Genomic DNA, 12,640 nt, shown 5'->3' with positions numbered 1-12,640 from the left:
GCTGACCACCCCCGCCCGATCGATGTCCACTCCATGTACGCATGTGACTGCACACGGTGACAACCCCTGTGGACAAACCTGGCGTCTCCATGCCGTCGGCCCCGTTCCGGTTCCCGTTGCCACATCGAGACGCATCCGCAACTCCTTCGCGGGGTCCGAACGGCCCTCCCGTTCGTCACAGTCCACAGAAGCCGGACGCGGCCCCGTCGCACCCGACGGCGACCCGCGCCCGGCGTGAATTCCGTACGAAGAGGGGGAGTTGACCATGAACCGACCTCACCGGAGAAGAAGAGTCCGTGTCGCCGCTCTCGCCGGGACGCTCGCCGCCGGGCTCGTCCTCGCCGGCTGCGGCGACGGCGCGACGAGGGACGCGGCGGGCGACCACCGGCGGGCCGCGCCCCAGGTCCCCGACGGCGGCCGCACCGCCGCGCCCGCCCCGGCCGACGGGCAGGCCCCGGACGCGCCCGAGGGCGAGCAGCGGGCTCCCAGCCGGGCCCCCGACTACCTCTCCACCTTCGCTCTCGACGTCGACACCGCCTCCTACGGCTACGCCCGCCGCTCGCTCGCCGAGGGCCGGCTGCCCGACCCCTCGACCGTGCGGCCCGAGGAGTTCGTCAACAGCTTCCGCCCCGACTACCCGCGCCCCTCCGACGACGGCTTCAGCGTCACCGTCGACGGCGCCCGCACCGGCGCCGAGGGCTGGTCGCTGGTCCGGGTCGGCCTCGCCACCCGGGGCGCGGACCGCGCCGGCGAACGGCCGCCCGCCGCCCTCACCTTCGTCGTCGACGTCTCCGGCTCGATGGGCGAACCCGGCCGTCTCGACCTCGTCCAGCACTCCCTGCGGCTCGCCGCCGACGAGCTCCGCGACGACGACTCGGTCGCCCTGGTCGCCTTCAGCGACGAGGCCGAGACCCTGCTGCCGATGACCCGCCTCGGCGACGCCCGCGGGCGGGTCCGCCAGGCCGTCGACTCGCTCGCCGTCCGCTCCTCCACCAACCTGGGGGCCGGTCTGCGCACCGGGTACGACGTCGCCGCCGAAGGCCGGCGGAAGGGCGCCGTCAACCGGGTCGTGTTGCTCTCCGACGCCCTCGCCAACACCGGCGAGACCTCCGCCGACGCGCTTCTCGGCCGCATCGAGGAGCAGCGCAGGGAGCACGGCATCACCCTCTTCGGGGTGGGCGTCGGCAGCCAGTACGGCGACGAGCTGATGGAACGGCTCGCCGACCGGGGCGACGGCCAGACCACGTACGTCTCCACCCGGGAGCAGGCCCGCAAGGTCTTCGTCGACCAGCTGCCCGCCCAGGTCGAGCTGCGCGCCCGGGACGCCAAGGCGCAGGTCGCCTTCGACCGGGCGACCGTGGAGAAGTTCCGGCTGATCGGCTACGAGAACCGCGCGGTCGCCGACGAGGACTTCAGGAACGACCGGGTCGACGGCGGCGAGGTCGGCGCCGGGCACACCGTCACCGCCCTGTACGCGGTGAAGACCCGGCCGGGCGCGAGCGGCCGGATCGCCACCGCCACCGTCCGCTGGCTCGACCCCGAGTCCCGCTCCCCGCAGGAGCGTTCGGGCACGGTCGAGTCCGGCGCGCTGCACGCGGCGCTCTGGGATTCCGGCCACGACAGCCTGCAGCTCTCGGCGATCGCCGCCTACTTCGCGGAGGAGCTGCGCGGCGGCTCGCTGCCGGGCGCGCCGCGCCTCGGCGAGCTGGCCGCGTACGCCGACGCCATCCGGAAGCGTTCCGGCTCCGCCGTGGTCGGGGAGCTCGCCGAGGCGGTGCGCCAGGCGGACCGGCTGAGGGGGGAACGGCCTTCCCAGGAGGGTGAGTTCACCTCCGCCGACCCGTACGCCTGAACCGGTCGGCACGCGCCCTCCGTCCTCCGCCCCTGCCACGCGCGCGTGGCAGGGGCGGAGGTGCGAGAGGGGAACGGGCGGCTCCGTCGGAGGGGCGGCATCATGACCCCATGGCCACCCTGCTGCTCGCCCTCGCCGTCGCAAGCACCGGCCTCTACGCCGGTTTCCTCCTGATCTTCCTCACCGGGATCATGCCCGCCCTGGGCCGCCTCACGGACGCCGCGTTCGTCACCGCGATGCGCCGGGTCAACGAGACGGTGCCCAGGGCGGTCTTCATGGCCGTCTTCCTCGCCGTCGCCGTCTTCCCGATCGCCGCCTACCTGGTGCCGGTGGACGGCCGGACCGGCACGCAGCGCTGGCTGGTGCTCGCCGGATTCGTCTGCGCGGTCCTCAACCACCTGGTCACCGTCGTCGGCAACGTCCCCCTCAACAACGCGCTCGCCGCCGCCGAGGGCCCCGACGAGGACCCGGCCGCGAGCCGCGCCGCCTTCGAGCCGCGCTGGAACGCCTACCACCGGATCCGTACGGCCCTGATCGTCGCCGCCTTCGGTCTGCTCACCGCGGCCGCCGTCGGCTGATCCCGGAAGCAGGGCCGGACCCCCGCCCCCGCCCCGCCTCCGACCCGGTGGTGAAACCGACCGCCGGGTCCGCTTGGCCTCCCGGATGGCGCGATCTCGTCGAAGATCGCCCCTCCCGCATCCGCAGAGAACCTTCAAAACCAAACTAGCGAGTCCGAAACATGCTGTCGACACCCATCGACTTCCAGCCCCTGGCGAGAAGCCGCCGTCCTTATATCCCATCAAAGGGGGTGGATCACCCCGATTTCAGGGACCCGGATTTCATACCTTCCGGTTTCTTATTGACATGATGAGGGGGGTCTTTTTTTAATCAACCGAGGATCCGCCTGCGCACACACCGAGGGGGCATCGTGGACGTCCAGATCCTGGGGGGACTGTCGGTCCGTGAGAACGGGGTCTCGATCACCCCGACCGCGGCCGCGCCACGCCAGGTGCTCGCCCTGCTCACCGCCTTCGCGGGCCAGGTCGTCCCCGTCACCGTCCTCACCGAGGAGCTGTGGCCGTCCGGTGCACCGCGCGGCGCGCGTACCGAACTCGCCACCCACATAGCCGAGCTGCGCGCCCTCATCGCCCGCGCCCTCCACGAGTCCGAGGATCCCGGCGTACCGGACGGCTGGGGCGAGCGGCGCACCGCCGACGCGGTCCTCGTCTCGCTCCCCGGCGGCTACCGGCTCGACACCGGCGGCGGCGTCCACGACATCGGGCGGTTCGAGCGCGCGGCCGGCGCCGGCTACCGCGCCATGGACGCCGGAGACCTGGCGCGCGCCTCGCTGCGGCTCGGCGAGGCCCTCGCCCTCTGGCGGGGCGAGCCCTACGCGGGCGTGGCCGCGGGGCCCTGCCTCCTCCGCGAGATCGAGCGGCTGGAGTCCGCCCGGCTCAGCGTCCTCGACCAGTGGGTCGAGGCCCAGCTCGGCCTCGGCCGGCACGAGGAGATCCTCTCCGAACTCCCCGGCCTCGCCGCCCGATACGCCACCAACGAACCGCTCCAGGCCCACCTCATGGTCGCCCTGCTCCGCTGCGGCCGCCACGAGGAGGCCCTCGCCGTCTACGAGCGGCTGTGCGCGATCCTCCGCCGGGAGACCGGAATGGAACCCTCCGCACGCCTCCGCAGACTCCAGCACTCGGTCCTCGCCCTCCGGCACACGCGCGTGGCCGCCGCCGGGAGCCGGGCGCTCCGCCCCGCCGCCTCCGGTGAGGGCGTCTTCGGATACGGCTCCGAGCCCGAGCCCGGGTACGCGCCCCGCGCCGCCGCACCCGCCGACGGGGTGCCGACCGTCACCTGGTACGGCTCCGGCCGGCCGCGCGTCCCCGCCCAACAGCCCCTCCGCACCGACCCGGTGACGACGGGCGTGGCCATCGCCGTCTGACGGCCCCTCGGCTCCGTCGGTGGCGGGAACCCGACCCGGGGGAACCACTGGGGGAATGAAGTGCCGCACGTCACCGTTGACCCGCTCCCGGGACCGAATTAGTTTCGGCCGTCAGGACGGGTTTCCTCCGAGGTGCCCGATTTAAGCTCGACTACGGGGGTGGGGCCATGGAGACGCACGGCGCCGATGCGGGCGCGGGCGCCGACGCGCTGCTCGCGGTCCTGGAACTACTGGCAGGACAGGGCCTGCCCGGCCAGTTCGAGACCCTGCTCGACGAGGCCAGGCTCGCCGGACTCGACGAGGCCGGCCTCGGCAGACTGGAAAGGGCCGTCGCCCTCGCCCGCTCCCTCCACGACGAGCGCGCCACCGACCGCGCCCGGGCCGCCCGCAGCGGCGCCTCCCTCGCCGTACTCACCGACACCGCCCGCGACCTGACGCTCAGCTACGACCTGGACGGCCTGCTCCGGATCGTCACCCGCCGGGCCCGTCGCCTCCTCGGCCTCGACATGGCGTACGTGACCCTCCGCGGCCCCGAGGGCGCCTGCTACATCCGTGTCACCGAAGGCTCCCGCACCGGCGGCGACACCGGCGACACCACCGGACCCGGCCTCAGCGTGGGGCTGCGCATCGGCGCCGGCAACTGCCTCGGCGGCATCGTCCAGCGCACCGGCGAACCCATCTGGACCCCCGACTACCCGGCCGACGAGCGGTTCACCAGCGGCGAGGCCCCCGACCCGGCCGCCGCGCTCGACGACGCCGAGGTCGTCGACCCGGGCGACGAGGCCGTCCGCGCCGAAGGGCTGCGCGCCATCGTCGCCGTGCCGCTGCGCAGCGGGGACTCCGTCATCGGCGCCCTCTTCGGCGCCGACCGCCGGGTCCGCGACCACACCCCGCAGGAGATCGCCCTGCTCGGCGCCCTCGCCGACCTGGCCGCCCTCGCCGTCGAGAAGGCCGGCCTCCTCGACCGCACCCGCGCCGAACTCCTCGAACTGGAGCGGGACAGCGCGCGCGTGCGCACCAGCCTCGCCCGGATGCGGCACGTCGGCGAGGCCCACGGCCGGATCATGAACCTGGTCCTCGCCGGCGGCGACCTCCCGCACGTCGCCATGGCCGCGGGCGACGCCCTCGACGCCGCCGTGATGGTCCGCGACCCCGGCGGCCACCGCCTCGCCGTCAGCGGTGACTTCCCCGACCTCGACGAGGACGCCGTCGCCAAGGCGTCCCTCGACGCCCACGCCGGCCGCCGCCCCGTCCTCGCCGCCGACTCCGTCTGGGTCGCCCCGGTCCTCGCAGGCTCCGAGGACCTCGGCGGCCTGGTGGTCCGCGCCGAGGGCGGCCTCACCGACGAGGACGAACGGCTCCTCGAACTCGTCGCCCAGTCCGTCGCCCTGCTCCTCCTCATGCAGCGCTCCACCGCCGTCGCCGAAGGACCCGTCCGCGACGAACTCCTCGACGACCTCATCGCCGACCCGCCGCACGCCCCGCAGCAGATCGCCCGGCGCGCCCGGCGCCTCGGCGTGGACCTGCGCAAACCGCACGTCCTCGTGGTCGCCCGGCCGGAGGGCGGCGAGCAGGGCCGGGCCGTGGTCTGGGCGTCCTCGTACGCGTACCGCCTCTCCGGCCTCAAGACCGTGCAGGGCGGCTGCATCGTGCTGCTGCTCCCCGGCGTGGACGCCTCCGCCGCCGCCTCCGCCGTCTCCGAGGAGCTCACCCCGCTCCTCGGCCACCCCGTCTCCGTCGCCGCCACCGGACCCGGCGGCGGCCCCGACGCCGTCGGACCGCTGTACGCGGAGGCCCTGCGCTGCCTCGACGCGATGAGCGCCCTCGGCGGCACGGGCTCCGCCGCGGGCGTCGCCGACCTCGGCTTCCTCGGGATGCTGCTCTCCGACGACCACGACGTGGACGGCTTCGTGGAGAACGCGATCGGGCCCGTCCTCGACTACGACGCCGAACGGCTCACCGACCTCACCCGCACCCTGGAGGCGTACTTCGCCTCCGGCTCCAGCCCCACCAACGCGGCCGAGGCCCTGCACGTCCACCCCAACACGGTCTCCCGCCGCCTGGAGCGCATCGGCGAACTCCTCGGCCCCTCCTGGCAGAAGCCCGGCCAGGTCCTGGAGGTCCAGCTCGCCCTGAAACTCCAGCGCACCCGCGAGGTCCTGGCCCGCCGCCGCGCCGCCACCGCCCCGGCCCGCCCCCCGGCCGGCCCCGCGGACTGAACCCCGCCCACGCGCGCGTGGAGCAGGGCCGGCGGCTGAGGAGGCGTCAGCCGGCCGCGCGGCCGGTGCCGTACCCCGCCGTCTCCCACGTCGCGCCGAGCACCGTCGCCGTGTGCGCGGCCGAGGCCAGCGTGATGTGCCGGTGCCAGCCCCGGTACGAGCGGCCCACGAAGTCCCGCAGCCCCGCCTCCTCACCGATCGCGGCGAAGTCCCGCTCCACCCGGTGCGTCAGCTTCGTGAGCCGCAGCAGCGAACCGACGGTCGACTGCGTCAGGTCGCTGATCCACACCCGGGCCGGGCCCCGGCGCGGGTCGTCCCACTCGCCGAGCAGCATCAGCGGCCGCATCCGCTCCCCGCCGGGGGAAGGCAGCGCGACCCGCACGGCCAGGGCCAGCGAGGTGCGCGAGGTCCGCGCGCCGCCGACCGTGTCCACCCAGCTCACCGGCCTGCGCAGCCCCTTCAGGGACTCCAGTATCTGCGCCGCCTGCATCGGGCCCGCGCCGAAACCGGGCAGCGAGCGGTCCGCGATCGCCATCCGCGAGCCGGCCCCGATCCGCGCCACCACCGGCACCCCGGCCGCCGCCAGCCGGGTCAGCGCCGCCCGGCCCGCACCACCCCGGATGTCGAGGACCACCGGCTTGCGGGTGATGTCGGTCCAGCTCGCGGTGTCGAGCGCCGCGGTGACCGCGCACTCCTCCAGCGTCTCCTCGCCGGCCTCGTCGGGAACCTCCGCGCGGTCGCGCCGCGTACGGTCGTTCACCCACGGATCCGGCAGGAACAGCCGCCAGTTGACCGGCGCGCTCAGCTCCTCGCCCGCGAACCACACGCCGAAGGCCTGCTGACCCTGGAAGACCTGCCCGCGCTCCGGGTCGAAGCGCCGGTCCACGCCCACCGACAGCGCGCCCGTCTTCGGGATCGGCATCGGCCGCACCACCCACGCCTGCGGGTGCCCGCGACGCTCCAGGAACCGCCCGAGCGAGGCCCGCATCGGCTGCCAGTCCCAGGGAGAGGTGGAGATGAAGTGGTGCAGGCTCTGCTCGGCCGCCGGACCACCGAACTGCGCGGCGATGTTCCGGATCGACTTGCGGCCCTGCGCGGTCAGCAGCCCGTGGAGGTACTGCTCGGCCTTCATCCGCTGGTCGCGGCGGGCGAAACCGGAGAAGAGCGCGGAGGTCAGCCCGGTGTAGACGTCCTCGCCGGGGCGGGGGGCCGCGGCCCGGGGGAGGGCACGGACGCGGGGCCGCGGCACGGTCGACGGAGCGGCCACGCCGGCCGACCCGCGCTTGATTGCGACGGATGTACTCACGACACTCCTGCCCGTCCTGCCCGAGGGATGCGCAGCTGCCTCCCGCTGCCCCTCCACCGTCGCCCGTCTCCGCCCTTCCCGACGAGGTGGACCCGGCACCCGAAACGGCCGCCTGATGGTGGCCGGACCACCGCCCCGCCCCTGACCTGCGCTTCCGTCCCGCCCGTAGGGGCCGGGGCGGGGTCCGGAACCGGCTCCGCACGGCCTCGGGGAGGCCCCGCGCACACCTCCCGGCACCCGGGGTGGTGGTCCGCCCACACCCCTCGGCCCCGTCAGGGGTTGGCCGGTACTCGCCCCCGGGGCGGCCGGTTCCGGACAGCTCCCGGGAGCGGAGCGGGGGAGCTGACAGACTCGGCGGCCCGGCTTTGACCGGTTGCGCTCCGTCGCCGGACCATCGCGGAGCGAGGCGGCACGGGCGGGACCCGGTTAATGCCCCAGGCCGGTACCACGCCCGTGCGCCTCGCTCCTCGCTCCGCGCACCGCTCCCTCAACCCGGGAACGGCCGCCCCCTTAACCTGGGGGTATGGGAATGCGGGAGCAGGCGCCGGTCGTCGCGGTGGTCGCCGCCGGCGGTGTGCTCGGCGCGTCCGCCCGCTACGCGGCGGCCCTCCTCTGGCCGGCCGCGCCCGGCGCCTTCCCCTGGGCGGTCTTCGCGGTCAACGCGGTCGGCTGCGCCCTGCTCGGGCTGCTCATGGTCCTCGCCACCGAGGCCCCCACCGCCCCGCACCCGCTCCTGCGGCCCTTCCTCGGCACCGGGTTCTGCGGCGGCTTCACCACCTTCTCGACGTACGCCCTCGACACCCGGCGCCTCCTCGGCGCGGACAGCACCGTCGCAGGCGTCCTCTACCTGGGCGGGACCCTGCTCACCGCGCTCGCCGCCGTCGTCGCGGGCGTCGCGGCGGGCCGGGCCGTGTGGGTACGGAGGGAGACGGCATGACACGGCGACAGGAACCGGCGCGGCCCACCGGTCGGGCGGCGCTGCGCCTGACGATCGTCGTCGGCGAGAACGACACCCGGCACCACCGCCCGCTCTTCACCGAGATCGTGCACCGCGCCCACGCCGCCGGTCTCGCCGGCGCCTCCGTCTTCCGGGGCGTCGAGGGCTTCGGCGGCTCCTCCCGCATCCACACCGCCCGGCTCCTCTCGCTCAGCGAGGACCTGCCGGTCGCGATCCTGATCGTGGACGAGGAGGAGCGCGTCCGCGCCTTCCTGCCGGAGCTGGAGACCCTGGTGACGGACGGTCTGGTCCTCCTCGACGCCTGCGAGGCGGTCCGCCTGCCGGGCCGTGACCACGACGACGCGTCAGGGGAGTCGCCGGAGTGAACTGGCTGTTCGTCGTCCTCGGCGCCGCCGTGGGCGCGCCCCTCCGCTACCTCACCGACCGGGCCGTGCAGGCCCGCCACGACTCGGTCTTCCCCTGGGGGACCTTCACCGTCAACGTGGCGGGCTCGTTCGTGCTCGGCCTGCTCACCGGCGTCACCTCGGCGCAGGCCCAGCTGCTGCTCGGCACCGGCCTGTGCGGTGCCCTCACCACGTACTCGACCTTCTCGTACGAGACGCTGAAGCTGTACGAGGGCGGCGCGAAGGGCTACGCGGCCCTGAACGTGGCGGGCAGCCTGACCGCCGGGCTCGGAGCCGTATGGCTGGGAACCGAGGCGGCCGGGCTGCTGTGAGACCGGGCCGCCGTCAGGCGGTGATCCAGTCGCTGGTGGCGATCACCGGCTGGACGCCGTCGCGGTGCACGGTGCCCTCGATGAGGCCGTACATGCGGTCCGCCGCGTAGTACACCTCGTTGTCGTTCTTCAGGCCGAAGGGCTCCAGGTCCACCAGGAAGTGGTGCTTGTTCGGCAGGTTGAGCCGCACCTCGTTGACCGTCGGCACGTGGTCGAGCACCCGGCAGGCCATCGCGTGCAGGGTCTGCTGGAGCGAGTAGCTGTACGTCTCCGCGAACGCCTCAAGCATGTGGCGGCGGACCTTCTGGTACGAGCGGTCCCAGTCGTGCTCCGGGTCCGCCGCCGCCGGGGCCGAGTTCGCCCAGCGGGCGGTGACCTTGGTGGCCAGGATCCGGTCGTACGCCTCCTGGAGCGTCGTGTACTCGTCCTTGATGAAGCCGTGGAACTCGGAGTCGGTCGAGTTCATCACCGTCAGCTCCTTCAGGCCGGACAGCACCTGGAGGCCGGTGGTCTCGCTGTAGGTGACCTGCGCGGTGCGCACCTCCTGGCCCTTGCGGACGAAGGAGTGCTGCTCCTTGCGGGTCGGGACCGGGATCCGCTCCCAGGCGAACTCCTCGACGCGGATCTGCGCCTCGCGGATCACCGACCGGGAGTTCACGAAGTGCTTGGCGAGGAGGATCGCGAACGCCTCGGGGGAGGCGATGCCGTGCTCCTTGGCGAAGGCGTAGACGGTGTTCTTGGTGGTGTCGGTCGGCAGGCAGTTGGCGTTGTCGCCGGTCAGGTGGACGTCGCGGTACTCGCCGCGCAGCGCCACCGACACGTTCAGGTCGCGGATCTCGTGCCAGGCGCCGTCCTCGCCGCCCTTGCGGGCGATCCTGACGATGCGGTTCTCGGCCTTGCCGTACTGGTTCTGGGCCAGGACGTGCTTGCTCATGCAGCTCAGCTCCTGCGGGTACGTGGATACGGATATCCCGTACGCCCGGCGTCCAGCGCGACCGCGTCCCGCGGTGGTGCGCTCCCCGCCGTCCGGCCCGTGAGAGGCGGACCGCCCCGGGACTGACGAGCATCCCGGTCCGTAGGTGTGGCTCGAAGATAGGTGGCTTCCAGGTGGCTGGCAAGCCTCCCCCGAGCCCCAAGGGGTACGGGCCGCAGGGCGGGCTCAGCAGGGCAGCAGCCGGGTCTCGACCGCCGGCAGGCCCTTCGTCCACCAGTGGTCGTGCCGCCGGTACACCCGCGGGTCGCGGTCGGCGAGCAGCCTTCCCAGGGAGGCCGCCTCGGCCGCGAGCCCGTCCCAGTCGCCGGCCGTCAGCGGGTGGAAGACCGCCGCCTCGATCCCGCCCTCGACCGGCCGCCAGGCCCCGGCCACGTACCCGTCGACCAGGAGCGTCGGCAGCACGTCGCCGTTGATCCGTATGACGTGCTTGCGGTACGCGGCGGGGACGATCCGGCTCCGGTCCGCGTACGCGAGGAGGGTGCTGTCCCACATCGCCATCAGGCGCGGCGGGGCCGGGGCTTCGCTGTCCGGGCGGACCGCCCCCGGCAGGTCGTACAGCACCGCCCCGTCCGGCCCCGCGAGCACCTCCGCCGCACCCGCGCGGACCAGCGCGTCAAGGGCCGCCCGGGCCCGGCCGCGCTGCACCAGGCCGAACTGGGCCAGGTCCGCCGCCGACGCGGGCCCGAAGCCCGCCAGATAGCGGCGGGCCAGCGTCTCCAGGCCCTCGGCCGCCGCCTCCGGGTCCGTCGCCACCGGCTCGGGGCCGGACGCGACGAAGGCCGGGGAGGTACCGTACTGCCACGGCGGACCGCTCGGCAGGTGCCACAGCGGCGCGTACTGCCGCAGCATCCGGCCCGCCGCCGGTGTGAGGTCCCCTCCGCCCCACAACTCCTCGGCACGCGCGCGCAGTTCCTCGCCGGTACGGGGCCGGTCCGCGTACGCCAGGAGCTCCGGAAGGAGCGCGTCGGCGTCGTCCGGCGTGATCCCGGTCTCCGTGAACCTCCGGTCCCGCAGCCGGCTCCCGCGCAGCGTCGGCTCCACCGCCTCCCGGAACGGCCGGTAGTCCTCGGCCCGCACCAGGTGCAGGGTGATCCGCATCAGGGTCGAGCGGACCAGCCGGAACCCGCCGACGGCGGCGTCGAGCCCGGCCGGGTCGAAGCCCGCGACCCTGTTCCACAGCGCCACGTACGGCGAGCCGGGCAGCTGCGCCTGGAGCGCCACCACCCGCCGGACCGCCTCCTCCACGGAGACCGGCTCCCGCGCGAGCAGCAACTGCCGGGCGAGCGTGGCCCGGTTGAGCGCACGGGGCGTGAGGACGGAGGATCGGCTGGTCGCGGTCATGGTTCCGATTGTGGCGCGGGGCACTGACAACGCGAGGCACGGACAGCCCCGCCGGAGCGAACGGCCCCTACTGCTCGCGCAGACCCCAGGGGGACCCGTACGCGGTGAGCAGGTCCAGGAAGGGGCGCGGGTCGAGGGCCTCGGCGCCGAGGACGCCCGAGCCGGACCAGACGCCGGTGGCGAGCAGTTCGAGGGCGACGACCGGGTTGACGGCGGTCTGCCAGACCACGGCCTGGGAGCCGTACTCGCGCATCGACCACTCGTTGTCGACCACGTGGTACAGGTACACCTCGCGCGGTGCCCCGTCCTTGAGGCCCTTCACCCAGGTGCCCGCACAGGTCTTGCCGCGCATCCGGTCGCCGAGCGTGGCCGGGTCGGGCAGGGAGGCGGCGACCACGTCGCGCGGGGAGACCCGCGTCCCGTCCGGGAGCGTCACCGGCTCCGTACGGTCGAGCCCCACGCGGTGCAGCTCCTTCAGCGTCCGGATGAACTCCTCGCCGAGGCCGTACTTGAAGGTGACCCGGCGGGCGTCCACCCAGCGGGGGATCAGCAGCACCTCCTCGTGCTCCACGTTGACGCACTCCACCGGGCCGATGCCCTCGGGGAAGTCGAAGACCTCCGGTTCGCTGAACGGCGGCGTGGTGAACCAGCCGCGGTCCGCCTCCCAGACCACCGGCGGGTTCAGGCACTCCTCGATCGTCGTCCAGATGGAGAACGAGGGCGCGAAGTCGTAGCCGTCGACGGTGAGGTTCGCGCCGTCGCGGACCCCGATCTCCTCGATGGTGTCGAAGAGTTCCTCGGCGGCGTAACGGGCGAAGACGTCCGACAGGCCCGGCTCCACGCCGAGGCCGACGAGCGCGAGCCGCCCCGCCTTCTCCCACTCCGGGGCCCGCTCGAACTGGGCGTCGCCGAGCTTCACCCCGCACTCCTCGTACGGGCGCTCCGGGTGCGGCCGGGACAGCGACATCGCCATGTCGAGGTAGTGCGCCCCGGCGGCCAGCGCCGCCTCGAAGAGCGGGAGGACGAAGCGGGGGTCGGTCGCGTTGAGGAGCACGTCGCAGCGCTCGCGCTCCAGGAGGGCGGTGACCGCCTCCTGGTCGGAGGCGTCGATCCGGGCGGCGGCGAAGCGGCCGCCGGCGGTCTCGCCGAGCGCGGCGACGGCCGCCTCGGCCCGGGACAGGTCGTAGTCGGCCACCACCATGCGGTCGAAGAAGGAGCGGCGGGCGGCGATCCGGGTGACGGCGGTCCCCACGCCACCGGCCCCGACGAGCAGAATGCGCATAACCGATAAACCAGCTTTCATCAGCACG

11 protein-coding genes are annotated in these 12,640 nt (G+C 74.1%); 7 read left to right on the top strand and 4 right to left on the bottom strand.

Going from position 1 to position 12,640, the window contains the following annotated elements:
• The first annotated feature begins 265 nt into the window (after positions 1-265).
• The 4 genes from QK442_RS24575 to QK442_RS24560 all read left to right on the top strand — a co-directional run bounded on the left by QK442_RS24575 (position 266) and on the right by QK442_RS24560 (position 6,016).
• Positions 266-1,852 (top strand): von Willebrand factor type A domain-containing protein, encoded by a 1,587-nt coding sequence (locus QK442_RS24575; protein WP_282696218.1) that lies wholly within the window; start codon positions 266-268, stop codon positions 1,850-1,852.
• 110 nt (positions 1,853-1,962) lie between these two features.
• Positions 1,963-2,430: an anthrone oxygenase family protein gene (locus tag QK442_RS24570; RefSeq protein WP_282696217.1), complete on the top strand. Its 468-nt coding sequence runs from the start codon at positions 1,963-1,965 to the stop codon at positions 2,428-2,430.
• Between the two features lie 350 nt (positions 2,431-2,780).
• The gene (locus QK442_RS24565) at positions 2,781-3,797 is read left to right on the top strand and encodes an AfsR/SARP family transcriptional regulator (RefSeq protein ID WP_282696216.1); all 1,017 of its coding nucleotides are present in this window, start codon (positions 2,781-2,783) and stop codon (positions 3,795-3,797) included.
• 167 nt (positions 3,798-3,964) lie between these two features.
• The gene (locus QK442_RS24560; RefSeq protein ID WP_282696215.1) at positions 3,965-6,016 is read left to right on the top strand and encodes a helix-turn-helix domain-containing protein; all 2,052 of its coding nucleotides are present in this window, start codon (positions 3,965-3,967) and stop codon (positions 6,014-6,016) included.
• A gap of 46 nt (positions 6,017-6,062) precedes the next feature.
• Here QK442_RS24560 and QK442_RS24555 read toward each other — a convergent pair whose 3' ends face one another.
• Positions 6,063-7,322 (bottom strand): transposase, encoded by a 1,260-nt coding sequence (locus QK442_RS24555; RefSeq protein ID WP_282696214.1) that lies wholly within the window; start codon positions 7,320-7,322, stop codon positions 6,063-6,065.
• A 523-nt stretch (positions 7,323-7,845) separates the two neighbouring features.
• Between QK442_RS24555 and crcB (QK442_RS24550) the strand changes: the two genes are divergently transcribed.
• Genes crcB (QK442_RS24550) through crcB (QK442_RS24540) form a run of 3 tightly spaced genes read left to right on the top strand, consistent with a single transcriptional unit; the run spans position 7,846 to position 8,995 of the window.
• On the top strand, positions 7,846-8,259 hold the full coding sequence (gene crcB, locus QK442_RS24550) for a fluoride efflux transporter CrcB (RefSeq protein ID WP_282696213.1): 414 nt from the start codon (positions 7,846-7,848) through the stop codon (positions 8,257-8,259).
• Entirely contained in the window at positions 8,256-8,645 is a 390-nt protein-coding gene (locus tag QK442_RS24545) for a DUF190 domain-containing protein (RefSeq protein ID WP_282696212.1), read from the top strand. Before crcB (QK442_RS24550) ends, QK442_RS24545 begins: the two co-directional genes overlap by 4 nt.
• Positions 8,642-8,995, top strand: a complete 354-nt coding sequence (gene crcB / locus QK442_RS24540) for a fluoride efflux transporter CrcB (protein WP_282696211.1) — start codon at positions 8,642-8,644, stop codon at positions 8,993-8,995. The genes QK442_RS24545 and crcB (QK442_RS24540) overlap by 4 nt, the downstream gene beginning before the upstream one ends.
• 13 nt (positions 8,996-9,008) lie before the next feature.
• On the opposite strand, the gene pucL is transcribed toward crcB (QK442_RS24540), so the two are convergent.
• The 3 genes from pucL to QK442_RS24525 all read right to left on the bottom strand — a co-directional run bounded on the left by pucL (position 9,009) and on the right by QK442_RS24525 (position 12,612).
• On the bottom strand, positions 9,009-9,929 hold the full coding sequence (gene pucL, locus QK442_RS24535; RefSeq protein WP_282696210.1) for a factor-independent urate hydroxylase: 921 nt from the start codon (positions 9,927-9,929) through the stop codon (positions 9,009-9,011).
• A gap of 225 nt (positions 9,930-10,154) precedes the next feature.
• The gene (locus tag QK442_RS24530; protein ID WP_282696209.1) at positions 10,155-11,330 is read right to left on the bottom strand and encodes a winged helix DNA-binding domain-containing protein; all 1,176 of its coding nucleotides are present in this window, start codon (positions 11,328-11,330) and stop codon (positions 10,155-10,157) included.
• A 67-nt stretch (positions 11,331-11,397) separates the two neighbouring features.
• Positions 11,398-12,612: a saccharopine dehydrogenase C-terminal domain-containing protein gene (locus QK442_RS24525; RefSeq protein ID WP_282696208.1), complete on the bottom strand. Its 1,215-nt coding sequence runs from the start codon at positions 12,610-12,612 to the stop codon at positions 11,398-11,400.
• Positions 12,613-12,640 lie beyond the last annotated feature (28 nt).

Origin of the sequence: Streptomyces sp. CC208A (assembly GCF_030010625.1) — a bacterium.
GTDB lineage: Bacteria > Actinomycetota > Actinomycetes > Streptomycetales > Streptomycetaceae > Streptomyces.
Note: the sequence above shows the minus strand (reverse complement) of the source record. Positions and strands in the feature narration are given on the sequence as shown.

What these genes read in the sequence shown, in the direction of transcription:
- QK442_RS24575 (WP_282696218.1), top strand. Translation starts at nt 266, where the DNA reads ATGAACCGACCTCACCGGAGAAGAAGAGTCCGTGTCGCCGCTCTCGCC.
- QK442_RS24570 (WP_282696217.1), top strand. Translation starts at nt 1,963, where the DNA reads ATGGCCACCCTGCTGCTCGCCCTCGCCGTCGCAAGCACCGGCCTCTAC.
- QK442_RS24560 (WP_282696215.1), top strand. Translation starts at nt 3,965, where the DNA reads ATGGAGACGCACGGCGCCGATGCGGGCGCGGGCGCCGACGCGCTGCTC.
- crcB (WP_282696213.1), top strand. Translation starts at nt 7,846, where the DNA reads ATGGGAATGCGGGAGCAGGCGCCGGTCGTCGCGGTGGTCGCCGCCGGC.
- QK442_RS24545 (WP_282696212.1), top strand. Translation starts at nt 8,256, where the DNA reads ATGACACGGCGACAGGAACCGGCGCGGCCCACCGGTCGGGCGGCGCTG.
- pucL (WP_282696210.1), bottom strand. Translation starts at nt 9,929, where the DNA reads ATGAGCAAGCACGTCCTGGCCCAGAACCAGTACGGCAAGGCCGAGAAC.
- QK442_RS24530 (WP_282696209.1), bottom strand. Translation starts at nt 11,330, where the DNA reads ATGACCGCGACCAGCCGATCCTCCGTCCTCACGCCCCGTGCGCTCAAC.
- QK442_RS24525 (WP_282696208.1), bottom strand. Translation starts at nt 12,612, where the DNA reads ATGCGCATTCTGCTCGTCGGGGCCGGTGGCGTGGGGACCGCCGTCACC.